The sequence below is a fragment of the Terasakiella sp. 4MB5A genome, from assembly GCF_050058155.1.
GTDB classification, from domain to species: domain Bacteria; phylum Pseudomonadota; class Alphaproteobacteria; order Rhodospirillales; family Terasakiellaceae; genus Terasakiella; species Terasakiella halodenitrificans.
Genome location: NZ_CP188815.1, coordinates 2,774,144 through 2,795,490, shown reverse-complemented (window position 1 = coordinate 2,795,490; position 21,347 = coordinate 2,774,144). Strand labels below are relative to the sequence as shown.

Here is a 21,347-nt window from a genome sequence, read left to right as displayed (position 1 = left end):
TTTTTTAATGGAGTAGTTTTATGTCTGACATCGGACACAACAGCGGTGCAAACGTCGGCGGAATTTCAGGGGACCATTTACGGTCATTCGTAGAAAGAATTGAAAGATTAGAAAGTGAAAAAGCGGCCCTCGCCGCTGACATCAAGGACGTTTACGCAGAAGCAAAAGGAACAGGCTTTGACGTTAAAATTATGCGTCAACTTGTCCGCCTGCGCAAAATGGAAGACCACGACCGCACCGAACAAGAAGAGATTCTTGACCTGTACAAAAAAGCACTCGGGATGGGTTAGTCATGGCTCGTAAGCGAGGTCCGGGACCAGAAGAGATATTACAAAAACAAGTTGCTACATGGCTTCATGTCGCCCTGCCGGATGCTGTTGGGTTTTGGTTTCATGTGCCCAATGGCGGCAAAAGAACCAAAGCTGAGGCAGGCATATTTAAGGCTATGGGTGTTCGTAGTGGCGTCCCTGACCTGTGCTTTATCAATCCCGATGGCAAAGCCTTCTTTATTGAAATGAAGGCACCGGGGCGGCGCTCAGATACGTCAGAAAATCAAGACGCAGTTCTTGGCACCTTAAGCAACTTGAACGCCTCTGTAGCGGTCTGTGACAGCCTGAGCAGCGTAGAAACAACCCTGAAAGAATGGGGCTTTAAGTTAAAGGCAAAATTGCAATGAGTAGAGATTTCGGAAAAGTCGCCACTGGCCTATGGCGTTCAAAAAAGTTCAAAAAGCTCGGTGATAATTCCGACGCAAAGTTGCTTTACATCTACATTTTGACCAACTCAAACGGGAACTCTATCGGCTGCTATGAGCTTCCGACAGGCTACATCATGGCGGACTTAAGGTGGGATGATAGCCGTATAGATAGCGCTATGATAGCCCTATCTAAAGCCCTATTGATAGACTGGAATGAAGACGAGGAAGTGGTATCGATAGTCAACTTCCTGACAAAATCACCCATCACCAATAAAAAGCATGCGATAGGCGCATTCAAGACCGCCTTAAATCTCCCTGAATGTAATCAAAAACATTTAATTATCAATGAGATAGTTAAAGATAAATACGCCTCGGAACTGGACGAAGTAAAGGCCTATTTAGACCGTCTTGATAGCCCTATAGATAGCCCTATGCATACTATAGAGACGGAGACGGAGACGGAGACGGAGACGGAGAGAGAGACTCAGACGGAGACACAGACTCAGACGGAGAGAGAGACTCAAGATAATAATCAAATAGCTGAATCTTCATCAACCAAGCGGGATGATGAAAAAAAATCTGATTTGGATTTATCTGGATTGTCGGAAGATGAACACTACTGCCTGCATGGCGAAGGGTTTGGATTTTTCTGGCTCTGGTCTGGAGCGGGGAGCAGTCAAACGGAGCTCCGAGGCATGATGCAACGCTGGCTTGGCATCCACGGCGCTAAGGCTGTCCGAAAAGCAATACTCAGCGCCATGCAGCCGGATGTTACCCGTCCCTTGAGATATTTCACCGCAATCATGCAAAACCCACCCGTTGCACCGTCCGACGATGAGGTTAGTAAGGGTTTGCTAGGACACCTCGCAGACTACGAGGAAAACCGCAAACTGAGGATGGGCGAATGAGCAATATCACCAAACTCCCAACGCACAACAGCGCCTTAGCCATTCAGGCAATGCGCGACCATAAAACCGACCTAATGGCGGAAAATGGGGCCTTACCCCGTGTGGACGAAAACACAAAACTTGTCCCACTGAATGCCTGCCGAGCCATTGTTGAAAAAATTGACGATGAATACCAACCGGCTGGTGAAGGGGAGCATACAACCAATGCCGTCGCCTTCCTGCTTGGCGGTTATCCGCAATCTTCGAAATCTGCCGAAGGGATGGAAAATCCAAAAATCTACATGGCCCATGTTGTGAGAGTTTTTGCGAAATACCCCGCAACCCTTCACACCAAAGCAACCAACGAGATCCTTGATCGGCACAAGTTCAAACCGGCTATTGCTGAGATTACGCAGGTATTTGAGGAGCTGGTGGGTAAGTGGACCTATGCGCAGATCATTGCCAGAAAGCATATCCGCGAACACGAGCGCCGCCAGAAGGAAGCTGAACGCGAGGCCGTACTCGCGAAAGACCGGAAAATCCGTGACGAACATATAACTGAAATGCGCGAAAAATACGGTGATGCGTCCGTTGGATACGTCGAGAAAATTCAAGGTAAGGGCGGGCCTCGGAAGGTCAAAGAAGAGGACGCTGTGGACTTGCAAAGATTTGGAGATGACCGGGCCGAGTTGGACCGTAAAGCTGCTGAACTGTTGAGAGGAAGCAACGCATGACGGTTGAAGAAGCACTCAGCGAGGCAAGGAAGGTAATGGGAGATTTTGGCACATGGGAGCCCGGTGCTTATACCCCAGCCCGTTGCGCGTTTCACAACCATCTAGACGAACGAGGTCAAGCGAGGCTTTACGCTTGGATTGAGAAGGAAAAAGACCTTGGGCGCTGTCATTCGGAACAGTTGCCGAGGAAATTTAGCGAGGCGGCATAAGCCGTTAACCATTTTAAACCCCTTGCACGTCGGCAGCGGCAGGTCAAAGGGGGAGGAGAGAATTTGATGCGTCCATTGGCTGCTGTGAAGTTTCAAGAATTTGTTGAGCGGGAGAGAACGCGCCAAAATCTTACGCGGCAGGAGCTTGCGGACAAGGCAAGAGTTTCCATCGGCGTTGTGTCTGGTTTGGAAACTGGTCGTAATAGCCCGAGTATGGACAACATCATTCGCGTGATCGAGGCGCTTGGGTGCCGTTTGGCGATAGTGAGGAATCTGACATGAGCAACATCGTAGACCTTGGAAAGCACGTACCGTCCGCCGGATCGATCATCACGCGCCTATATCGCCATATGGACGAAATCGAAAACATCACCGTCGTTGTTACATGGAAAGATGGCAGTAAACAAACGTCATGGGACAACAAGAAGATTTCGCAGCTCTGCCATGATGGGAAGGTGTTGGAGGCTGCGATTTTGGAGGAAGTAGCGGGCTCTGAATAAAACAAAACCCCGAACCGGTTCCAAGTTCGAGGCTTTATAGACGTAATGGACGACCTCTATGGGCCTATGGCTTCACGAACAAGACCGGGCTTGCCCCTTCAATTGTATCCGTCTTAATCGACCCGTCTGGAAACTCCATGCTGTAAATTCCCGTTCTAAAGGTCGTTGATAGGTGGCAAAGATGCATCATGTGGGTTGATGTGCGAACAATGCTTAAACGGCCCATAGCATCGGGAGAAATGGATTTAACGGGCAACGAAACGATGAGAGCCCCCCTGATTAGAGGCGCTTCCTTCACATGATAAGCCACAGCATCTTGTGGGAGGGGTGGCAACTCTGCGGAAATATTTTCCGGTGTAACGTCCGTAACGCGCCCATTCTTTTCGATGGTGCCAACAAGCTGGATTTGCTGCACAGGTGGTGGTGTTACGGGGATGCCGATTTGCCTGAGCAGTTCGTCAACGGACCATTCGAGATATTGGGCGGCTATAGGAAGCTCATTTAGCTGCAACTTCCTTTTGCCGTGCTTAAGCATCAAAGTGATATTGGCTTTATCGACGTTTATTGCACGTCCAAAGCCCGTTTGATCTTTGCCATGCAGCTCCTTGAGCCGCTGGCGGATAGCTTCATAATTCAACATTGGTCAACGCCTTTGTTTTTGTTTTTTTACAACTTTCACCCTCTTTGGGGCATTGTCAATCGCAACAATGATAGGTATATTCACAACTGTCAACGCCGACGAGGACGCGGTTTTCGTCAGACAAAACAACTTAACCCTTAACTTTCTTCGGATTGTTGAGGGTTTCTTTTTTGTTCAATAGTTGGTATTTTAACAACTGATAGATTGTTTTTGTTGTCCAAAATTATGCAGGAAATGGATGAGCGAGATCACGGAAAAGAAAAAAGAGAAGTTCTTTAAGGTGCTATCGACTGGTGCCAGCGTGACGAAAGCTGCTCGGCTGGCGAGGATTTCCCGCGCCTATGTCTATGTCTTGCGCGAAACGGATGCGGAGTTCGCAAGGCTTTGGGATGAGGCAATCGAAGAGGGCACGGACACACTAGAGGACACGGCCCTAAAGTTTGCCAATAAGGGTGACAGTTCCTTGATCAAGTTTCTGCTTGGGGCACGTCGCCCTGATCAGTACCGGGAACGCAAGGATATTAATCTGAGCGGTTCGCTTTGCTTTGCTGATTTGCTTGATGATCTGGAAGGGGCTGCTAATGGCTCTAAATCTGACAGTTGAGCAAAAAAAGAAGCTGTTCGCGCTTCGAGATGATTATAAATTTTTTGCAAGGTCTTGCCTGCGTATTCGCACAAAATCGGGCCTTGTTGTCCCTTTTTCGTTAAATAAAGCGCAGCAATATATTCACGATAAACTTGAAGGCCAGCGGAACAAAAAGGGGAGTGTTCGCGCACTTATCCTTAAGGGGCGGCAACAGGGTTGCTCCACATACGTTGAGGGGCGGTTCTTTTGGAGAACGTTTGTCAGTAAAGGGTTGCGGGCCTTTACTCACACAGTTCCGCGATGATCTTCTGGAGCCTTTAATTGACAACACCTTTGCCCGCATGCTGGCGGCTGGAATCTTACCGCCACCACCACCTGAGTTGGCAGGGCAAGAACTGGAACTGGATTTAATCTCTGTTCTGGCAATGGCGCAGAAGCAGGTCGAGATCGAGACGATTGAGGACACATTACAGTTTGCAGGCACCGTGGCACAACTCAACCCGAGCATTCTTGATCGTATTAATGTTGATGGTGCTATTGATCGCTTTGGCGAGCTGCGCAATGTTCCCCCAGGTATCATCACACCAATGGAAGAAGCGCAGGCCCAACGTGACGCAAAAGCACAAGCTGCCCAGATGCAAGCGCTGCAAGCACAAGCTGGTCAGGCCATTGAAGGGGCAAAGATGCTTTCTGAAACATCAACGGGCGGCGGAAATCTGCTTGATGCTGCATTGGGAGGCATGAAAATCTAATGGACCTGTACGAAAAAGAAAAGATTGAGGCCGAAGAACAAAGGCGGCTTGAAGCTGAAAATAAGCAAAAGAATTTCAATGATCTTCGAGTTGTGATAAATACAACTGATGGAAGGCGCTATATTTGGAGACTGCTTGAACGCTTTCATTTCCTTGATGCGCGCAATGCAGTGCAGACAGAACATAGCGAACTCTTTATATTTGAAGGTATGCGAAGCTGCGCAACGGATATTTTTAATGATGTAATGGAATTGAGCGCACACGATCAAAAGAATTACTTTGCGCAGATGGTTGTAGAAAATCAAACTTTAGGAAACTCTGACGATGAAGACGATGACAAAACCGATTGATGATTATGACCCGCGTTGGCCTGAGTGGAACGCCATGAACCCGAACGAACTGCGTTCCGTTGGTGCCGATGTCCCTGATGGTGACGGCGGCGGTGATGAACCGGCAGCGGCAGAAGGTGGCGAAGCGCCCGCCGATGATAGCGCGGCAGAAAGCGACACCGAAGAAAAGCCAGCCGAGGGAGGCGCTCCCAAGGGCGAAGATGAAGACGACGGCGATAAGGCTGATGGCTACCCTGAAAAGGGTTATGAAGATTTCAGCATGCCTGATGGTATGGATCTGGACAAAGACGCCCTTGCTGCGGTCGAACCATTCCTGAAAGACAACAACATGAGCCAAGCAAAGGCACAGCAGCTTGTTGATGTCTATGCGGGGCTTGTCCAGAAGCAACAAGAAGCGGTTGTTTCTCAGTGGAATGAAACGCAGACAAAGTGGACGGAAGAGTCCACGAAAGCCGGTTTATTTGAAGGCGAGGCTCAGGCCTCCATCAAGGCTGGTTTTGACGCCTACGAGGGCGGCACAGAATTTCAGGAAGTCCTTGGACAGTACTTCCTCGACAAGAATCCAGCGGTGCGCAAGTTCCTGCATGCCGTTGGTAAGTCGGTTCAAGATGATACCGACACACCAACACCTGACCCAACCATGAAGGGCGCAGAAAGCCCTGAAGACATTATGTATCCCGATTAATCTTAAAGAGGAGTAAGGCCAAATGGCAGTTAAAGGGAATACTTATCTGACGCTCGCGGATGTCTATAAGCGTTCAGATAAAGACAAGATGGTTGCCACCATTATTGAAATGTTGGCGGAAACCAATGAAATCTTGCAGGATATGATTGTGGATGAGTGCAATAACGGCACGAAACACAAAACAACTGTTCGTACAGGTTTGCCGTCCGCAACATGGGGCCGCTTGTACAAGGGTGTACAGCCCAGTAAATCAACCACCAAACAGGTTGAAGACACAACCGGCTATGTGGAAGCTCTTTCCGAAGTTGACAAAAAACTTGTTGAATTATCAAAAGACCCGAAAGGCTTGCGCCTGTCCGAAGCAAGCGCGTTCTTGGAAGCTCTCAATCAGGAAATGGCGGAAACGTTGTTCTATGGCGACACAGCTGTTGATCCTGACAAGTTTATGGGGTTTGCCCCGCGCTTTAACGACCTGAATGCGGAAAGCGGCAAGCAAATTGTCGATGCGGGCGGTACCGGATCGGATAATACATCCATTTACATTGTGGTATGGGGCAAACGTACCGTTCACGGCCTCTATCCTGAAAATGTAAAAGCTGGCATTGATCGTGAAGATTACGGCGAAGAAAGCAAGACAATGGAAGATAGTTCCATCTTACGCGTTCTTCGTGAAAAATTCACATGGCACAACGGCCTTTCTGTGCGTGACTATCGCTACGTTGTCCGCATTGCCAACATTGATGTTTCTGACCTTTCCGAAGACGGCACAACAGGCGCGAACCTGTTCCGTTTGATGGTTAAGGCATACTGGAAACTGCAACAACGCAAAGTGACCGGTGGCAAGGCTGCGATTTATGCCAACAGCACAATCCTTGAATATCTGGATCACCAGTCACGCGAAGCCAACAACAAGGTTCACCTGCGTTGGCAAGAAGCCGGTCCCGATAGCGAGCCTGTTTTGCACTTCCGCAAAATCCCGGTTCGTGAATGTGATGCAATCTTGAACACTGAGGCGCGCGTCGTTTAGGCGGCGCTCCCTCTTTTTTCTCAGGTAGAAGGAATTAAACAATGATCTTAGATGAAGAAAACCTCTTCTCAGATAAGCAGGCCGTCACAGTAACGGCAGGTTCGACCAATGTAATCGATCTTGGCGTTAAGCGCGATATTGGCAAAGGTACACCGATCCCTTTGTTGATCCAGTGTACCGAAGATGCCGCTGCGGTCGGTGATGCAACCGTCAAGTTTTCCGTGCGTATTTCGGACAATTCAGACATGAGCAGTGCGAAGACTGTGATTGAAACGGGTGCTATCCCCAAGGCCGACTTGGTTGCGGGTTATCAAGTGCCGATCAGTTACATCCCGCTTGGCACGGAAGGCCGTTACGTTGACGTCTATTACACGGTCGCAACAGGACCTCTAACGGCTGGCAAGTTTACGGCTGGTATTACGGCAGGAAACCAAACCAACGTGTAACGGCGTTGGTTTATGGCTTAATTTCATAAGGAAAGCGTTAGAGATGTACACAGTGACAGCGACACAAAAAGGCTACTACGCCAATAAGATCATCCAAGAAGGTGCAAATTTTAAGATTAAAGAAATTTCGGACTTTTCTTCTAATTGGATGGCAACAGAAGACAAAGACCTGCTTGCGGCCTTGGAAAGTAACGGCAAGTGTAAAGCCTCGCCCGATCTTGGCTTGGATGCAGAATCCGCAGCAGCAGAAATCGCCCTCCTTGAAGATAAGGTGGGTGAACTCACAACCATTAACGAAGAAGCCGAAGCGCAAAATCTTGATCTGAAAAAGCAGATTGAGGCAGTGGAAGCCGAAAACGAGAAGCTGAAAAAGCAGCTCACTGCCCAAAAAGGCGAAGTGACCAAGTTGCAAAACCAGCTTGCCGCCAAAGAAGGCAAGTAACCGATAGAGCGGGGCCTTCGGGCTCCGCCCTTTTCATGCGAGGCAAAACCATGACCACAAAGGTAGATATCTGGAATATGGCCCTTTCCTATGCCAAGCACGGGAAGCGGATTAAATCTGACACAGAAAACACCACCGAACGCATTGTTTGCGCAACCCATTGGGATCAGGCCTTAACAGCCACCTTGATTGCGCACCCTTGGAGTTTTGCCGAGGAAACCGCCCCACTGGTCAAAATGCCCCTTGAAACACACCCTAAGTATGAATTTGTTTATCAATATCCAGTGCGCTGTATCGAAGATGGCGCACGAGAAATCATTAATTCTTTTGGCAAGCAGTCCGTTAAATTTAAAGTCACAAACATAGGCGGACAGCGCCGCATCGTTACCGATCAGGATGGAGCCACGCTCGTCTATACCATCAAGGTAACGGATCCCAATTTATACGGGGCCATTTTCATTGATGCAGTGGCCTATAATCTTGCATACCGCATTTCAGGAGAGCTCGGCAAGAAAGCCTCTGTAGCGCGGGAAGCATTGCAAATGTTCGAAGAGATCGCCCTACCTCGTGCGCAATCGATCGATGCAGCCGAAGGCGATGACCAAGAAGAAATTAGCGTGCCTTGGCATGAGGTCCCGCGATGACGAGCAAGCTGCAAACATCATTTACGGGCGGTGAACAGTCTCCGGCTGTGTCTGGCAGGGCAGACCTTGCCAAGTACCAAAGCGGCCTTAAAACAGCGCGCAACGTTATCATTCATGCACAAGGCGGGTTATCTGGACGAGCTGGAACCACATTTATCTGCGAGCATAAGGACAGCACGAAAAAAGACCGCCTTATTCCGTTTCGTTTCAATTCTGCACAAGCTTACGTGTTAGTCTTTGGTGATATGAACATGCGGATCATCAAGGATGGGGGCGTTGTTCTGAATCCCCTTGATGATCAGCCTGCTGAGATTGTCACGCCTTATACAGAGGACGCGCTCAGATACCTCAAATATACGCAATCAATGGACACAATGACGATTGCGCACCGCAGCTATGAAACGCGAGACTTGACGCGCACAGATCATCATCTTTGGGGGCTTGAGGTATCACAGTTTGAGCCCGAAACCGCACCTCCATCAAACGTGAGTGTCACGGTCAACGCTGCCGGATCAGCAACATTCAGATATAAGGTATGCGCCGTTGATCGTGATACGGGCGAAGTGAGTTTACCGGGTCCAAGCGCAACCACTGTATCGATCACAAACGCCACGCAAACAAACCCGGTCACAATTACTGCTGTTGCGCATGGCTTTGAAGTGGGTGATGAGGTCTATATCAGTGGCGTTACTGGCATGACAGAGATCAACGATACCCATTTCACAATAACCAATGTAAGCACCGATACATTTGATCTTCTGGAAGAAGATGGAACCGGCTACAGCGCCTACGTAAGCGGTGGAACAGTTGCGCGCACCTTCTTTGAGGTGACAACCAGTAAGGATGCAGAATGGGACAACACCATAAGCTACGATGCCTCACCTGATAATGTGACCTATAATATTTACCGTCTTTTTACCGGGTTTTATGGGTTTGTGGGTCGTTCTGATAGCCTTAGCTTTACCGATGACAATATTAAGCCCGATGTGAAAGACACGCCACCGCAGGCGCGCAATCCCTTTAGAGGGCCCAATAATAACCCCGGCGTTGTTGAGTATTTCAAGCAACGCAAGTGTTTCGCCAACACGACCGCGAAACCGGGAACTGTCTGGATGACGCAAGTCGGGCATTATAAGAACCTGTCATATTCAAGCCCCCGGAAAGACGATGATTCAATTACCCGCGCCTTGGAAACGTCCGAAGAGGTTATGCATTTTGTCCGTCGCAACAAAGACCTTGTAACCTTCACGGCGGGTGAGGAGTGGGTTATTTCCGGGCAAGATGGGCAAATCAGCTATTCCACAATTTCGGCGGACGATTACACGAGCCACGGATGTTCCTATCTGCCACCGCTTAAGGTCGGAAAGGCCATTACATATGTGGACAGCAGCGGAAACACTATCCGTGATTTTGGATACGAACTGACAGAAGACAGTTTCGACGCCACCGACTTGACCATTCTGGCCCGCCACCTTTTTGACGGTAAAGAGATTGTGGATTGGGCTTACGCGAAACGTCCGCATTCAATCGTTTGGTGCGTCCTTGATGACGGATCACTGGCAGGCATGACCTTCCTTAAAGAGCATGAGGTTTGGGCATGGCACCGCCACGACACGCAAGGCGAGTTTCTAAGCGTATGCACCGTGCCGGAAGGGCGCGAGGATGCTGTTTATTTATCCGTTAAGCGCAACATCAATGGAACAGACAAGAAGTTTGTCGAGCGTCTCAATTCCCTGAATGTGGACGATGAAGCAGATTACAACATGCTGGATTGTTCCTTATCCGGCACATTCGACCCTCAGCAACAAGTGATAACGGGCCTCGATCATCTTGAAGGGATGACCGTCCGGGCAATCGCAGACACAAACATTATTGATGACCTGCTTGTAACGGATGGAGCCGTTGATCTTGGTCGTTTGGCTTCGGTTGTTCATATTGGCCTGCCTTATGTGTCAGATGTTGAGCCGTTGGAAATTATCATTGATCCATCAGACGCAGGGAACACAAAGCGCGTCTCGTCGGTCAAAATGAAAGTGATGAATGCACGGGGCTTACAGGTCGGGCCAGACGCAGAAAGCCTTGTTGATATGACGGAACTCGTTGATTTCGTGAAAGGGCCGGAAAACGTTGATGTGACCATTCAGGCTGGATGGGGTGACAACGGGTCTTTCCTTGTTCGTCAAAGCAATTCGATGCCCTTCACCATCCTGACCATGAAGCCTGAAATTGAGGTGAGCGATGATTAGGTCCTGTTGACAAAGTGGGTTCACAAATTGCTTAGAATGTGATTCAAGACTTCTTTTTATGAGGAGAAGTCTATGCGGAATTTGATGAGCGACGATGAATGGTTATTCTTCGAGCCATTCCTTCATGCCCAAGGGCCAAAATCTGGCCGTCCTCCCTCAAATCACCGCCTCACTCTTGATGGTATTTTTTGGATTGCCCGGACAGGAGCACCTTGGCGTGACCTCCCCAATTACTTCGGTAAATGGTCCTCTGTTTATCGTCAATTCCGCCGCTGGACATTGCTCGGCGTTTGGGATGTTCTACTGGATGCCTTGAACGATGCCAAAGCCGTTCCAGATACAGTGCAAATGATAGATAGCACAATCATCAGAGCCCATCATCAGGCTGCTGGGGCAAAAGGGGGACTCAAAAAGAGGGTCTCGGCCGTTCAAAAGGTGGCTTTACGTCCAAAATACACCTTCGAACAAATGCCGAAGGCTTGCCAATAGCTCTGGAAATCAGCGAAGGCCAAACATCAGATTACAAAGGGTATGCTCCATTGATGGAATGGGGTGGTCCAGATGCCAAGGTTCTATTGGCAGACAAAGGCTACGATGCAAACTCCATTCGGGACGATATGGAGAAACGCGGTGGATACGCCATGATCCCAATGCGGAAAAACCGAAAGGAAATCACTCCCGTTGATGATTTCGTATATGGCTTGAGAAATCAGGTTGAACGCTGCTTCAACAAACTCAAAAATGCTCGCCGGGTTGCAACTCGGTATGACAAGACGATGCTCAGTTTCCTTGGCTTCGTGCAGGTCACATCAATTCGGGTATGGGTAAAATACTTTGTCAACAGGACCTAAGGCGTTCATCCATGAGGCGACAATGGAAGATATGGGGCGGGTTATCGCCTTTGCTCGGGGTGCCGACAAAGAGGAAGCAACAGCCATGACGGGAAAACCGTTCGTGGAGGCACTTGTGCAGTCCTATCGCTGCTCTTCTCATTGTTGGGTTGGATATGCCGATATTATGCCTGTCTGCCTGTTTGGCGTGGCACCTATCAATTCATTTGCCGGAACCGCTGCGCCTTGGATGATTGGAACAACGGCTCTTGATGACCAAAGGGTTGCTCGTAAGTTTGTCCGTGAAAATGGGGCGATGGTGACCCAAATGAACGAACTTTATGACCACTTATATAATTGGGTGGATGCCCGAAACGTGGCTGCAATTCGTTGGTTGAAGTGGCTCGGGTTTGAGGTGGGAGAAGCTGCACCTTTTGGGCCTGAAGGATTGCCATTTCATTATTTTGAAAAAAGGAGAGCGTGATGTGTGTTTTTGTAGCAACGGCAACGGGCGTTGCAATGGCTGGGTCATCAGCAGCAACCACAGCAACGGCGATGACCGCTGCGCAAGCCGCCATGCAGGCCACCTATGCCTCAATGGCAATGATGGCAAACGCATCACTGGCGACAACGGTACTTTCAACAGGCATGTCGGTTTACGGTCAAATGCAGCAGTCACAGGCTGCGCAAGATCAAGCGAACTATCAGGCGGCGGTTGCCAACAACAACAAGATTATCGCAGACCGCAAAGCAGAGGACGCAACCAAGCGCGGTGAAATCGAAGAACGGCAACATCGTTTGAAGGTGGAGCAGCTCAAAGGCAAGCAACGCTCTGCTTTGGCCTCATCAGGTTTTGCCGTTGATCAGGAAGATGCAATTGGCATTTTGCAGGACACAGCACAGCTTGGAGAGTTCGACGCCTTGACGATCCGGCACAATGCAGAGGTTGAGGCCTATAACCATAAGGTTACAGGTATGAACCATCAGGCGCAATCCGGTCTTTATTCCGCACAGGCAAATTCTCAATCCCCCCTCTTGTCCGGTGGCTCAGCCCTCTTTAGTGGGACCTCTGCCGTTGCGGACAAATGGTATAGATATCAGGCAGGTTAATCATGGCTATTAAAGTTCCTACATCCCCCGAAGCCGGCGTTGGTCAAGTGCGTGCGACACCGTTGAATACGCCCGATCAACGCTTGAATACGAATGCGGATATGTTTGGGGCGAACAAAGGCCGAGATATGGTTAACGCAGGGCGTCAACTTCAAGACGCTTCCAATCGACTTGACGCTATCGCTATGGAGCAAAAGCAGCTTCTTGAGAAATCTCAATTGCTTGAAGCGGAAAAGCACCTTGAGGATTACGAAAACGCCATCCTGCATGATCCTGAAAAAGGGGCATACGCCAAGAAAGGAAAGAGTGCTTTCGGTTTGTCGAGCTCCATCGGGAATGATTATGACAAATTTAGTCAAAGCATTACAAAAGGCTTCACCTCACAACGCCAACGTCTGAATATAGAACGGTTGATTGAAGCGCGCCGTAGCCGAATGCTGGGTAATCTGCAAAACCATGAAAGACGAGAGCTTAACTCATATTACGATGGACAGTTGAAAGCACGTATTCAAGGGTCTGTAGATAGTGCTGCAAACAATTACACGGACCCAAAGCGGGTGCAGGCCGAACGGCATAAAATCATAACATCGGTTGAGGACCTTGCTCAACGCAACGGCATGTCAGAAGAAGAAAAGACGTCTTTGTTGAAGGGCTCTGTGTCTGCCATGCATTCAAAGGTCGTTGAGCGGATGTTGGCGCATAAGGATGATCAGGGGGCTCAGGCGTATCTTGATAAGAATAGCGATGAAATCTTGCCAAGCGAGAAGACGGCTATAGAGAGTAAATTTATAGCCATTGAAAAAGAAAATGAACGCGCTTTTAAAAAGTGGCAAAAGGACCGTCAAGAGCAGGCCTTTAGTGATGTGTTGGGCGCGATTTATAATCAAGATACCTCGTCCCTCCTCACGCAGAACGATCTTGAAACACTGCGCAGTAAACGGATTATTTCAGCCTCTCAATTTGACAAAGCGTCAAGAGCATTGAAGGCGGATAGTGATGATGTTGATGAGGGCATTTCAAATGAACTGTGGCGCGAAATCTATTCCGGTGAAATGGAAACATCTAAGTTAAAGGAAGAAGTTTTGGGTGCATTGGGTAATGGCATAAACTCATCCACCATGCGTTCAATGATCAAAGAAATTGATGAGAGCCAGAGCGACAGCCCCGCAATAAAAGAGTATGCAAATATGGTGAGGAACAGCATAGCTTCTGGTGGGTTTGCTGCGGTATTTGATGAAAACACATCATACCGGAGAGAAAGGGCGACCATTGAATTTAAACGAGCCGCTCGTCAGGCTAAAACTGATGCAGAATTGGAAAGCCTTGCTGAAAGCTTTATTCGCAGATATCGCTCAACTGATCTTGGACCATCTTCATTCCCGCGACCTGTTTATCAAATAGGAAATCTAAACGTTATTGAGGATTTGGAAAAAAGCAAACAGGCCACAAAAGAGGCTTTAAGACGTGGAGAAATTACGAGAGATGAAGCGCGAAAAGAGGTGCGTTACCTTCGGCTTCGCATAGAAGCTCTACAAGAAAAAGAGAAAAATGATAAAGGTAAAAAAGGTGAGCGCCGATGACTCAGTGCTTAATAATCCTGCCTGCAGCTTTACCCATTTTTCGTCCTATGCGTTCAAATTTCTCTCGACGTTTAAGGTCATTTTTCTTTTTGGCCTTTTCCTCAGAAGCAATGCGTTCTCGAACCGGAGCCCATGTTCTTTCTTCATCGTCTCTGATGAAATGCGCTGCTTCTAGCCACCCGGAACCTAATGCGCATTTGAATAGGTATGAACCAATGGCGGTCCATATAAGAAAGTTACCACTCCATCCGATAGCAATGAAAAGATTAATGATCAAGGCGAGGGGGAACGCGACCCCAAATTTTTCTGGGTTTACATATGTCCAATCACCATCGGCAAAGAAAAAGGCAAGACCGAATAATGTGAAACTAGCACCTGCAGAGAATATCGCTGAACGGCAGAGTAAAGGCGATAGAGAGAGGTTGGTTAAAACCAGCCATCTAAACGCCAATAGAGACAAGCAGCCAATTGTGAATGAAATAATCCAAAACATAGGGGCAATATACCATGACTGACCCGTTAATTGCAAAACAACATGACGATGTAAGTAGTGCATATTTGAATAGGACTGAATTGAGGGAGGACGAAGATTTAGCTTTTTTATTTGGCCCGGATGAAGCAGAAGCTGCTCCCGTACCCAAGAGCCTAGGCAAGTCCGTTGTTAAACAAACCCCTCCTAATGCAATAAAAGAAGCGATGGGGGCAACAACAAACGAGGAAGCAGAATCATGGTCATGGGAAAATGCCGCTGAAAAAACTGGCGATATTATTTCTGATGTCGGAGAGGGTGTTTTTCAGGAGTCTCCTCGTGCTGTAGTTTGGGGGCTGCGTGAAGGTGCTCAAGAATTCATCCAAACTACCAAAAGCTTTGGTGATTGGCTGAATGATAACTTTGCTGATCTTGGGCACATCAAGTTGATTGATGAAAATGGCGAACTCACATTCGACTATGAGGAAGGAACTGCTAAGGAAGGCGTGATCCTGCCTAGCATTGATGAACCTGATAGCACAACAGGGCAGGCCATTGGTAAAATTTCACAATTCCTAGCGGGGTTTATTCCTGCCTTTAGGGCAATGAAGGGGGTAAAGGCTGCTTCAACAGGTGCGCATGTAGCTAAATCTGCGACCGCTGGGGCTGTGTCCGATTTTGCTTTTTTTGACCCTTACGAAGATGATTTGATTGATAAATTGGATGGGGCATTAGAAGGATTCCCTGAAATACAAACCGCTGCAAAAGAATACATTTTCACCGACGAAGATGATAATGAAGCTTTTGCGAGGCTGAAAAAAGCAGGTAAAGGCGTATTGTTTGGTACTGCGCTCGATGGGGTTATTCATGGAGTTAAGTGGCTTCGATCCGTTCATAAAAACAAAAGGGCAGCTAAAAGTCAGGTTAATGTTGGCCCGGATGTAGACAGTTCTAAAAATACAGCGGAGTTACAGAAACAAGCCAGAACAGTTGGCGTTGAAGAAACTGCAGAAGATGTATTACCATCTCTGGGGGATAGCACCCAACCAAAAGTAAAAATAATCAGCGTAAGTGATAAAGAAGCGGAATTGTTTAGGACGCCAATTCAGGGCGATAAGGTGGCTGTTCCTAATCTTGCTCGTATAGACGTGCCGGAAGATGTACAAGAAGTTATTACAAAGACGGCAGAATTATTTAGAGGAAACATTGAGGAAGCGCGACGTGGGAAAGTCTTAAATAAGGTCACGGCTGACCTTGCTTCTGATCTTGACATGACCGTTGATGACTTACTTTCACGCAGGAAAGGCCAAGCTTTCAACGCAGAAGAAGCTTTAGCCGCACGTCAAATTTTAGCCTCAAGTGCTGATCAACTTACTATGCTCGCTAAGAAGGCTGCGACAGCGGATGCGTCCGCAACAGATGTTGTGGCCTTTCGTCGTGCGCTATCGGTTCACGGGAGCATTCAAGCTCAAGTTTCAGGCATGACAGCGGAGGCAGGTAGAGCCTTGCAGTCTTTTAAGATTATTGCAAAAGGTAGCTCTGATCGTGACAGGCAAATTCGAGAATTGCTTGAGGGCAATGGCGGAGATTTATTTAACCGTGATATGGCGCAGAAGTTGGCTGATATTGCGCAGGAAAACCCTGCTGCATTGAATAAGTCAGCGCGTGAGATGACTCAAGCTTCTGGTTGGGATCAGATGTATGAGGTTTGGGTAAATGGCCTACTCTCAGGCCCGCAAACCCATGCTGTAAATATCTTATCCAATAGCATCGTTGCGGCTTGGCAAGTGCCTGAACGTTGGCTTGCTCATCATATAGGCAGCTTAATTGGCGATGCGGGCGTGCAATCGGGGGAAGCGTCAGCGCAAGCTTTTGGTTTGATTCATGGCTTCAAGGACGGCGTTAAGCTTGCAGCTAAAGCATTACGCACAGGAGAAGGCTCTGATCTAATTGGAAAGCTTGAGCAGTCGCACCGTTCTTTTTCTGCGGATAATTTCGCAGGAACACGCGCGGGTCGAGCAGTAAATATGATTACCGCAGGCTCATTGGATAGCGGTGGCATTGCGGCGCGTGGGGTTGATCTTTTGGGGGAAGTTGCAAGGGTGCCATCCCGCTTTTTGACGGCTGAGGATGAACTGTTTAAGGCTGTGGGGTATCGCATGGAGCTTCGTGCCCAAGCGTTTCGCACTGCAAAGGCCGAAGGGTTAGAAGGTAAGAAAATGGCTGAAAGAATTGCTCAAATAGTCGCTGACCCTCCTGAGCATATCCATATGTCTTCCGTCGATGCAGCGCGCTACCAAACCTTTACCAAGCCGTTGGGTGAGGCAGGGCAAGCTGCGCAAAAGTGGGTTAGAACTGTACCCGGCCTGCGTTTAGTTGCTCCATTTATCAGAACGCCTACTAATATTCTCAAGTATGTTGGAGAGCGCACTCCTTTAGCTCCACTTTCCCGTGAAGTGAGAGCGGATATTTCAGCGGGTGGGGCGCGGCGAGATTTAGCCCTTGCGAAAATCGGCATGGGTACAATGATTATGGCTACGTCTGCTGATATGGCTTCTAGCGGTTTCATCACCGGAGGTGGACCGTCTGATGGGAAAATGAAAGCGCATTTGCGTAATACAGGATGGCAACCGTATTCAATTAAAATTGGCGAGAAATATTATAGCTATAACCGCCTTGATCCTCTTGGGATGACGATTGGACTTGCAGCGGATACTGCTGAGATTATGGGGCAGTTATATGGAGAAGAGGACGGGGATGGCGGTGTTGATGAACTAGGCATGGCAGCGGTCATGGCTATTGCTAAGAATACAACTTCTAAAACATGGCTCATGGGTGTTTCTGAATTAATTGAGGCTATTGAAGACCCAGACCGCAACATGACGCGGTTCTTACAACGCTTCTCAGGGTCCTTAATTCCAACAGGTGTCGCTCAGACCAATCGCGCATTTAACGATAATACTTTAAGGGACACCAAAGGACTTGATATTTGGCAGTCTCTTCTTAATCAAATGCAGTCACGCATTCCGGGTTATTCAGAAGACTTGCCGCCACGTACAAATGTTTGGGGCGATCCCATTGTTATGTCTGGCGGTTTAGGTCCTGATATTATTTCACCGTTCTATACGTCTACTGGAAAATACGCGCCAGTAGACGAAGAACTGATGCGCTTGCAAGTGCCAATCCGCATGCCTATGCGCCAGTTGGATGGAGTAAAGCTAACCGCAACTGAATATCACAGATATGTAGAATTATCAGGAAATAAGCTGAAAGACCCATCAACAGGACTCGGATTGAAAGAAACATTGACAGGCTTGGTGAACGGAACTCACCCTCAAGCGGCTACCTATAATGCACAAACAGATGGGCCTGATGGTGGGAAAGCGTTAATGATGCAGAAGTATGTTTCAGCATTTCGGAAGATGGCGAAACAGCAACTTTTGGAAGAAATTCCAGAATTGGCAGATTTAATCAGGGAATCAAAAGAGGAAAGGGCTAAGGCTTTGTCGGGGAGTTAAGGTAACTGTTCGGTGATACCTTGGAAAAGGGCTATGGCTAATCCTGCAACGACGAATAGGGAAATGCCATAGCCTATTGAGGCGACAATGCCTCCCCACCATGCAGATTTAACGAGACGTTGTAGCTCAACATTTCTATCATCGTGATAGTACCAGAAAAACGATATACCACCTGATATCCCGATTACCAAAAAGGTAAGTGTTACGTCTGCTTCAAATAAATTAAAATGCTGAAAAATTGGGATAAAAAGGATGTATGGTAAATACTTCTTTATCTTCACGGTCTTCTTCCAAAAATTGGTTCGCTAAAAGCTTCCCGCGACTGCTATGGATCTGGCATTACAAAATATTGCGACTAAATCCCGAGCTCATGTTGCTTAGCTAGGCGTGGCTTTGGCGCATCAATTTGTGATAATCTTTGCTCAAGGACATCCCAAAACTTGAGAGAGCCGATCAGAACGGCTTCCGGTGGTGCTATTTTGGGAAGCCTAATCCCGTAAGCTTCATATTTCGGTGAAGATAATTGATAATCCAAGATGACAAGAGTGCTGCTCTTTAATCTCCTTAAGGTAACAAGTACCGTAATTGTGTAGTCTGATGGGTCTTTGTCTAAATACAATATCCCGTTTGATAGGGATTTGACCCTTGGGTTTTCTTTGACAACGATTTTTTCCCATTCCTTATTAGTCAAGGGGGATGGGGCTATACCTTTCGCCCAAACTTCGCCCGCAGCATGATCTTCCTTTGTTACAACAAGGCCAATCGTATTGAGAGCTTTGATTGTGTGCTGATATGCTATATCAGGGTTAACATCAAGAGCACGTATCCTGTAAGCCTCTTCTGTCCTTTGATAATCAAGAAGCCACGCGTTTTCTATTTTTTCTGATGAATAATTAATATCTGTAATCGAAACGCAGCTGGACAAAGATGCAATTAGGCCAAAAATAATTAAAACTCTCACAACGCCCTCCCTAAAGTTGCGTAACCATACCTGACTTGACAACGGGAGTCCAGAAGTGTAGATTTTCTGTGTGGCGTCGAAACCACTTAGGCATGAGCGGAAACCGCACCCGTAAGATAGCGGTATTTTTGTGCCCGGATTGAGCCGGGAGGGCGGAGAATACAATACCCGTATGGGGAATAATCCCGCCTGTGCACTTGTGCCCTACAGGTTTCGAACCTCCCGGCGCTTTGGGTCCGTCGAAAGATCCGCAAGCGTTGGCTTTCAACGGTCAACATTAGAGGCACAAAAATGACAAACGCACTTACATTTGAAACCACCACTCTGTCTGTAATCGAACACGAGGGCTGTAAATGGTTTTCAGGAACCGATATCGCCAACGCGCTCGGCTATGCAAGCACATCAAAACTTATCAATCTCTATAATCGCAATAAGGATGAGTTTTCTGTGGATATGTCCCTCATCCTCAAACTGAGGACGAGCGGTCAGATTGCACCAACCAAGCATCGTGTGTTCAGTCTGCGTGGCGCGCACTTAATTTCCATGTTCGCTAAAACACCTGTCGCCAAACAATTCCGCAAATGGGTACTGGACTTGATCGAAGCCCACAACGAAGGAAAAACCGTTCAGGTCAAATCCCATCTTCGCCGCAAGCCGGAACAACAAAGCCTCCCTCTAATGCCAAAACTGATTGAAGGTTACGCTGTGTTTGTGATTGATGGCGAACAGGTGCTTGTTGATACCGCGCAATGCGATATCGCGCCCGGCTCAAGATGCGTTGTGATGGGGTGTAATGATCGGGAACCACTTATCCGGCGTGTTCTGGAAATGAAAGAAAGCCGCTTTTTCAATCGAAACGGCTATATCGCCTTTAACAGCGGCATGAACCCCGGCATTGAGGAAAAGCGAGAAGTCCGTGTTATTGGGAAGGTGATCGAGGTGAGGCATTAACTTGCCTCCCTCGGTTCCCACCGATCATGGCATGCAACCGGAGGGGAGTCAAATTAGGAGGAGGTACGGTTTGCACTTTCAACATGCACGATATTCGTGTATGTGCTACCTTCTTTAGGGTTTGAGTTAAATTAAGAGGGCGCAGCTATGTCAGATGATGGAATAACGGAAATGGAATACGCTCATACGGAATTATTTCATTTTGATGATGATTGCGTATCATTCGACGATTTAGCTAGGCAGAACGGTTTCAGGTACTGGTTTGCTCGTGATTTTATGAAAATGCTAGGCTATGTTCAGTGGTCTACTTTTAATAAAGCAATCCAAAAGGCGATGTCTACCTGCGCGTCTTTGGGGATAGATATTCCTGAGAATTTTGTTAAAGAATCGAGGACGATTGACGGTAAGATCGTTGATGATTGGAAAGTCTCAAAGTTTGCATGCTACCTAATTGCGATGAACGGAGATTCGAAAAAACCTCGCGTGGCCCAAGCGCAGGTTTATTTCGCAACGATGGCAGAGGCGTATCAAAGGCATGTACAAGAAGCTGAGGCGGTTGAACGCATTTTAATTCGTGACGAGATAACAGAGCATGAAAAAGGGCTATCCTCAGTCGCAAATCAAGCGGGAATCGAAAATTATGGCTTCTTTAGAAATAAAGGGTATTTAGGATTATACAATATGCCGCTAAAGAGTCTGAAGGCCCGAAAGGGGATTCCAGATAAGAAGACACCTTTAGACTTTATGGGCAAGGAAGAGCTTGCAGCTAATTTGTTTCGCATCACCCAAACCGAAGCAAAAATCAGAAATGAAAACGTACAAGGTCAGAAGCCTCTGGAAAATGCAGCTTATGTCGTTGGCAAAAAGGTTCGTAAGGCGATGTTGGACCTCAGTGGCACTGCTCCAGAGGATCTCCCGCCTTCCCATGATATCAAAACTGTGAAGTCAGATCTAAAGAAGACTCAAAAGGAGTTCCTTAAGGAAGATAAGTTAAAGCAGATCGAGTAAATTCCTCAAGTCTAATCTTCATAAGGAAATTTTAGATAGAAAAAGCACCCTATACCTAAAACTCACCAGCCCATT

26 protein-coding genes and 1 pseudogene are annotated in these 21,347 nt (G+C 47.8%); 23 read left to right on the top strand and 4 right to left on the bottom strand.

The window, feature by feature from the left end:
• The first annotated feature begins 20 nt into the window (after positions 1-20).
• The 7 genes from ACI0FF_RS13145 (at position 21) to ACI0FF_RS13115 (ending at position 3,027) form a co-directional block, all read left to right on the top strand.
• Positions 21-290 (top strand): DUF2312 domain-containing protein, encoded by a 270-nt coding sequence (locus tag ACI0FF_RS13145; RefSeq protein ID WP_419797266.1) that lies wholly within the window; start codon positions 21-23, stop codon positions 288-290.
• A gap of 2 nt (positions 291-292) precedes the next feature.
• Complete coding sequence (locus ACI0FF_RS13140; protein ID WP_419797265.1) at positions 293-676, top strand: VRR-NUC domain-containing protein; 384 nt, start codon at positions 293-295, stop codon at positions 674-676.
• Positions 673-1,605, top strand: a complete 933-nt coding sequence (locus ACI0FF_RS13135) for a hypothetical protein (protein WP_419797264.1) — start codon at positions 673-675, stop codon at positions 1,603-1,605. The genes ACI0FF_RS13140 and ACI0FF_RS13135 overlap by 4 nt, the downstream gene beginning before the upstream one ends.
• Complete coding sequence (locus ACI0FF_RS13130) at positions 1,602-2,318, top strand: hypothetical protein (RefSeq protein WP_419797263.1); 717 nt, start codon at positions 1,602-1,604, stop codon at positions 2,316-2,318. Before ACI0FF_RS13135 ends, ACI0FF_RS13130 begins: the two co-directional genes overlap by 4 nt.
• Complete coding sequence (locus tag ACI0FF_RS13125) at positions 2,315-2,527, top strand: hypothetical protein (protein ID WP_419797262.1); 213 nt, start codon at positions 2,315-2,317, stop codon at positions 2,525-2,527. Before ACI0FF_RS13130 ends, ACI0FF_RS13125 begins: the two co-directional genes overlap by 4 nt.
• A gap of 66 nt (positions 2,528-2,593) precedes the next feature.
• The gene (locus ACI0FF_RS13120; protein WP_419797261.1) at positions 2,594-2,809 is read left to right on the top strand and encodes a helix-turn-helix domain-containing protein; all 216 of its coding nucleotides are present in this window, start codon (positions 2,594-2,596) and stop codon (positions 2,807-2,809) included.
• A complete protein-coding gene (locus tag ACI0FF_RS13115) occupies positions 2,806-3,027 on the top strand; it encodes a hypothetical protein (RefSeq protein ID WP_419797260.1) in 222 nt (73 codons plus the stop codon). Before ACI0FF_RS13120 ends, ACI0FF_RS13115 begins: the two co-directional genes overlap by 4 nt.
• 64 nt (positions 3,028-3,091) lie before the next feature.
• Here ACI0FF_RS13115 and ACI0FF_RS13110 read toward each other — a convergent pair whose 3' ends face one another.
• Entirely contained in the window at positions 3,092-3,667 is a 576-nt protein-coding gene (locus ACI0FF_RS13110) for a hypothetical protein (protein ID WP_419797259.1), read from the bottom strand.
• Between the two features lie 238 nt (positions 3,668-3,905).
• Here ACI0FF_RS13110 and ACI0FF_RS13105 point away from each other — a divergent pair, with 238 nt between their 5' ends.
• The 13 genes and pseudogenes from ACI0FF_RS13105 to ACI0FF_RS13045 all read left to right on the top strand — a co-directional run bounded on the left by ACI0FF_RS13105 (position 3,906) and on the right by ACI0FF_RS13045 (position 14,365).
• Positions 3,906-4,271, top strand: a complete 366-nt coding sequence (locus tag ACI0FF_RS13105) for a hypothetical protein (protein ID WP_417821271.1) — start codon at positions 3,906-3,908, stop codon at positions 4,269-4,271.
• Between the two features lie 239 nt (positions 4,272-4,510).
• Positions 4,511-5,005, top strand: coding sequence for a portal protein (locus tag ACI0FF_RS13100; protein ID WP_419797258.1), 495 nt, complete (start codon positions 4,511-4,513; stop codon positions 5,003-5,005).
• Positions 5,005-5,355, top strand: a complete 351-nt coding sequence (locus tag ACI0FF_RS13095; protein ID WP_419797257.1) for a hypothetical protein — start codon at positions 5,005-5,007, stop codon at positions 5,353-5,355. The genes ACI0FF_RS13100 and ACI0FF_RS13095 overlap by 1 nt, the downstream gene beginning before the upstream one ends.
• A complete protein-coding gene (locus ACI0FF_RS13090; RefSeq protein ID WP_419797256.1) occupies positions 5,330-6,040 on the top strand; it encodes a hypothetical protein in 711 nt (236 codons plus the stop codon). The genes ACI0FF_RS13095 and ACI0FF_RS13090 overlap by 26 nt, the downstream gene beginning before the upstream one ends.
• A gap of 22 nt (positions 6,041-6,062) precedes the next feature.
• Positions 6,063-7,067 carry a major capsid protein gene (locus ACI0FF_RS13085; RefSeq protein ID WP_419797255.1) on the top strand — a complete coding sequence of 335 codons (1,005 nt, stop codon included), beginning with the start codon at positions 6,063-6,065 and terminating at the stop codon, positions 7,065-7,067.
• 41 nt (positions 7,068-7,108) lie between these two features.
• Positions 7,109-7,513: a Bbp16 family capsid cement protein gene (locus ACI0FF_RS13080; protein ID WP_419797254.1), complete on the top strand. Its 405-nt coding sequence runs from the start codon at positions 7,109-7,111 to the stop codon at positions 7,511-7,513.
• Positions 7,514-7,556: 43 nt separating this feature from the next.
• The gene (locus ACI0FF_RS13075) at positions 7,557-7,955 is read left to right on the top strand and encodes a hypothetical protein (RefSeq protein ID WP_419797253.1); all 399 of its coding nucleotides are present in this window, start codon (positions 7,557-7,559) and stop codon (positions 7,953-7,955) included.
• A 50-nt stretch (positions 7,956-8,005) separates the two neighbouring features.
• On the top strand, positions 8,006-8,599 hold the full coding sequence (locus tag ACI0FF_RS13070; RefSeq protein WP_419797252.1) for a hypothetical protein: 594 nt from the start codon (positions 8,006-8,008) through the stop codon (positions 8,597-8,599).
• Positions 8,596-10,845 (top strand): ubiquitin-activating E1 FCCH domain-containing protein, encoded by a 2,250-nt coding sequence (locus tag ACI0FF_RS13065; protein WP_419797251.1) that lies wholly within the window; start codon positions 8,596-8,598, stop codon positions 10,843-10,845. The genes ACI0FF_RS13070 and ACI0FF_RS13065 overlap by 4 nt, the downstream gene beginning before the upstream one ends.
• A gap of 72 nt (positions 10,846-10,917) precedes the next feature.
• Positions 10,918-11,696 (top strand): annotated as a pseudogene (locus tag ACI0FF_RS13060) (IS5 family transposase).
• Positions 11,680-12,159: a hypothetical protein gene (locus ACI0FF_RS13055; RefSeq protein WP_419797250.1), complete on the top strand. Its 480-nt coding sequence runs from the start codon at positions 11,680-11,682 to the stop codon at positions 12,157-12,159. Before ACI0FF_RS13060 ends, ACI0FF_RS13055 begins: the two are co-directional and overlap by 17 nt.
• Positions 12,159-12,785 carry a hypothetical protein gene (locus ACI0FF_RS13050; protein ID WP_419797249.1) on the top strand — a complete coding sequence of 209 codons (627 nt, stop codon included), beginning with the start codon at positions 12,159-12,161 and terminating at the stop codon, positions 12,783-12,785. Before ACI0FF_RS13055 ends, ACI0FF_RS13050 begins: the two co-directional genes overlap by 1 nt.
• A 2-nt stretch (positions 12,786-12,787) precedes the next feature.
• Positions 12,788-14,365 (top strand): hypothetical protein, encoded by a 1,578-nt coding sequence (locus tag ACI0FF_RS13045; RefSeq protein ID WP_419797248.1) that lies wholly within the window; start codon positions 12,788-12,790, stop codon positions 14,363-14,365.
• A gap of 1 nt (position 14,366) precedes the next feature.
• Here the strand turns inward: ACI0FF_RS13045 and ACI0FF_RS13040 are convergent, their stop codons facing one another.
• Positions 14,367-14,858, bottom strand: coding sequence for a hypothetical protein (locus ACI0FF_RS13040; RefSeq protein WP_419797247.1), 492 nt, complete (start codon positions 14,856-14,858; stop codon positions 14,367-14,369).
• A gap of 14 nt (positions 14,859-14,872) precedes the next feature.
• Between ACI0FF_RS13040 and ACI0FF_RS13035 the strand changes: the two genes are divergently transcribed.
• Complete coding sequence (locus ACI0FF_RS13035; RefSeq protein WP_419797246.1) at positions 14,873-18,352, top strand: hypothetical protein; 3,480 nt, start codon at positions 14,873-14,875, stop codon at positions 18,350-18,352.
• On the opposite strand, the gene ACI0FF_RS13030 is transcribed toward ACI0FF_RS13035, so the two are convergent.
• The gene (locus ACI0FF_RS13030) at positions 18,349-18,633 is read right to left on the bottom strand and encodes a hypothetical protein (protein ID WP_419797245.1); all 285 of its coding nucleotides are present in this window, start codon (positions 18,631-18,633) and stop codon (positions 18,349-18,351) included. The two genes, ACI0FF_RS13035 and ACI0FF_RS13030, sit on opposite strands and share 4 nt — an antisense overlap.
• A 74-nt stretch (positions 18,634-18,707) precedes the next feature.
• Positions 18,708-19,313 carry a hypothetical protein gene (locus ACI0FF_RS13025; protein WP_419797244.1) on the bottom strand — a complete coding sequence of 202 codons (606 nt, stop codon included), beginning with the start codon at positions 19,311-19,313 and terminating at the stop codon, positions 18,708-18,710.
• A 291-nt stretch (positions 19,314-19,604) separates the two neighbouring features.
• Between ACI0FF_RS13025 and ACI0FF_RS13020 the strand changes: the two genes are divergently transcribed.
• Positions 19,605-20,264, top strand: a complete 660-nt coding sequence (locus ACI0FF_RS13020) for a BRO family protein (RefSeq protein WP_419797243.1) — start codon at positions 19,605-19,607, stop codon at positions 20,262-20,264.
• A 147-nt stretch (positions 20,265-20,411) separates the two neighbouring features.
• The gene (locus ACI0FF_RS13015; protein WP_419797242.1) at positions 20,412-21,272 is read left to right on the top strand and encodes a BRO family protein; all 861 of its coding nucleotides are present in this window, start codon (positions 20,412-20,414) and stop codon (positions 21,270-21,272) included.
• Positions 21,273-21,347: the final 75 nt, after the last annotated feature.

Bases quoted from the DNA above. Each gene is read 5' to 3' on its own strand.
- ACI0FF_RS13020 (WP_419797243.1), top strand. From the start codon at position 19,605: ATGACAAACGCACTTACATTTGAAACCACCACTCTGTCTGTAATCGAA.
- ACI0FF_RS13120 (WP_419797261.1), top strand. From the start codon at position 2,594: ATGCGTCCATTGGCTGCTGTGAAGTTTCAAGAATTTGTTGAGCGGGAG.
- ACI0FF_RS13105 (WP_417821271.1), top strand. From the start codon at position 3,906: ATGAGCGAGATCACGGAAAAGAAAAAAGAGAAGTTCTTTAAGGTGCTA.
- ACI0FF_RS13130 (WP_419797263.1), top strand. From the start codon at position 1,602: ATGAGCAATATCACCAAACTCCCAACGCACAACAGCGCCTTAGCCATT.
- ACI0FF_RS13065 (WP_419797251.1), top strand. From the start codon at position 8,596: ATGACGAGCAAGCTGCAAACATCATTTACGGGCGGTGAACAGTCTCCG.
- ACI0FF_RS13050 (WP_419797249.1), top strand. From the start codon at position 12,159: ATGTGTGTTTTTGTAGCAACGGCAACGGGCGTTGCAATGGCTGGGTCA.
- ACI0FF_RS13080 (WP_419797254.1), top strand. From the start codon at position 7,109: ATGATCTTAGATGAAGAAAACCTCTTCTCAGATAAGCAGGCCGTCACA.
- ACI0FF_RS13085 (WP_419797255.1), top strand. From the start codon at position 6,063: ATGGCAGTTAAAGGGAATACTTATCTGACGCTCGCGGATGTCTATAAG.
- ACI0FF_RS13045 (WP_419797248.1), top strand. From the start codon at position 12,788: ATGGCTATTAAAGTTCCTACATCCCCCGAAGCCGGCGTTGGTCAAGTG.
- ACI0FF_RS13125 (WP_419797262.1), top strand. From the start codon at position 2,315: ATGACGGTTGAAGAAGCACTCAGCGAGGCAAGGAAGGTAATGGGAGAT.
- ACI0FF_RS13140 (WP_419797265.1), top strand. From the start codon at position 293: ATGGCTCGTAAGCGAGGTCCGGGACCAGAAGAGATATTACAAAAACAA.
- ACI0FF_RS13145 (WP_419797266.1), top strand. From the start codon at position 21: ATGTCTGACATCGGACACAACAGCGGTGCAAACGTCGGCGGAATTTCA.
- ACI0FF_RS13110 (WP_419797259.1), bottom strand. From the start codon at position 3,667: ATGTTGAATTATGAAGCTATCCGCCAGCGGCTCAAGGAGCTGCATGGC.
- ACI0FF_RS13075 (WP_419797253.1), top strand. From the start codon at position 7,557: ATGTACACAGTGACAGCGACACAAAAAGGCTACTACGCCAATAAGATC.
- ACI0FF_RS13035 (WP_419797246.1), top strand. From the start codon at position 14,873: ATGACTGACCCGTTAATTGCAAAACAACATGACGATGTAAGTAGTGCA.
- ACI0FF_RS13040 (WP_419797247.1), bottom strand. From the start codon at position 14,858: ATGTTTTGGATTATTTCATTCACAATTGGCTGCTTGTCTCTATTGGCG.
- ACI0FF_RS13095 (WP_419797257.1), top strand. From the start codon at position 5,005: ATGGACCTGTACGAAAAAGAAAAGATTGAGGCCGAAGAACAAAGGCGG.
- ACI0FF_RS13070 (WP_419797252.1), top strand. From the start codon at position 8,006: ATGACCACAAAGGTAGATATCTGGAATATGGCCCTTTCCTATGCCAAG.
- ACI0FF_RS13135 (WP_419797264.1), top strand. From the start codon at position 673: ATGAGTAGAGATTTCGGAAAAGTCGCCACTGGCCTATGGCGTTCAAAA.
- ACI0FF_RS13090 (WP_419797256.1), top strand. From the start codon at position 5,330: ATGAAGACGATGACAAAACCGATTGATGATTATGACCCGCGTTGGCCT.
- ACI0FF_RS13015 (WP_419797242.1), top strand. From the start codon at position 20,412: ATGTCAGATGATGGAATAACGGAAATGGAATACGCTCATACGGAATTA.
- ACI0FF_RS13115 (WP_419797260.1), top strand. From the start codon at position 2,806: ATGAGCAACATCGTAGACCTTGGAAAGCACGTACCGTCCGCCGGATCG.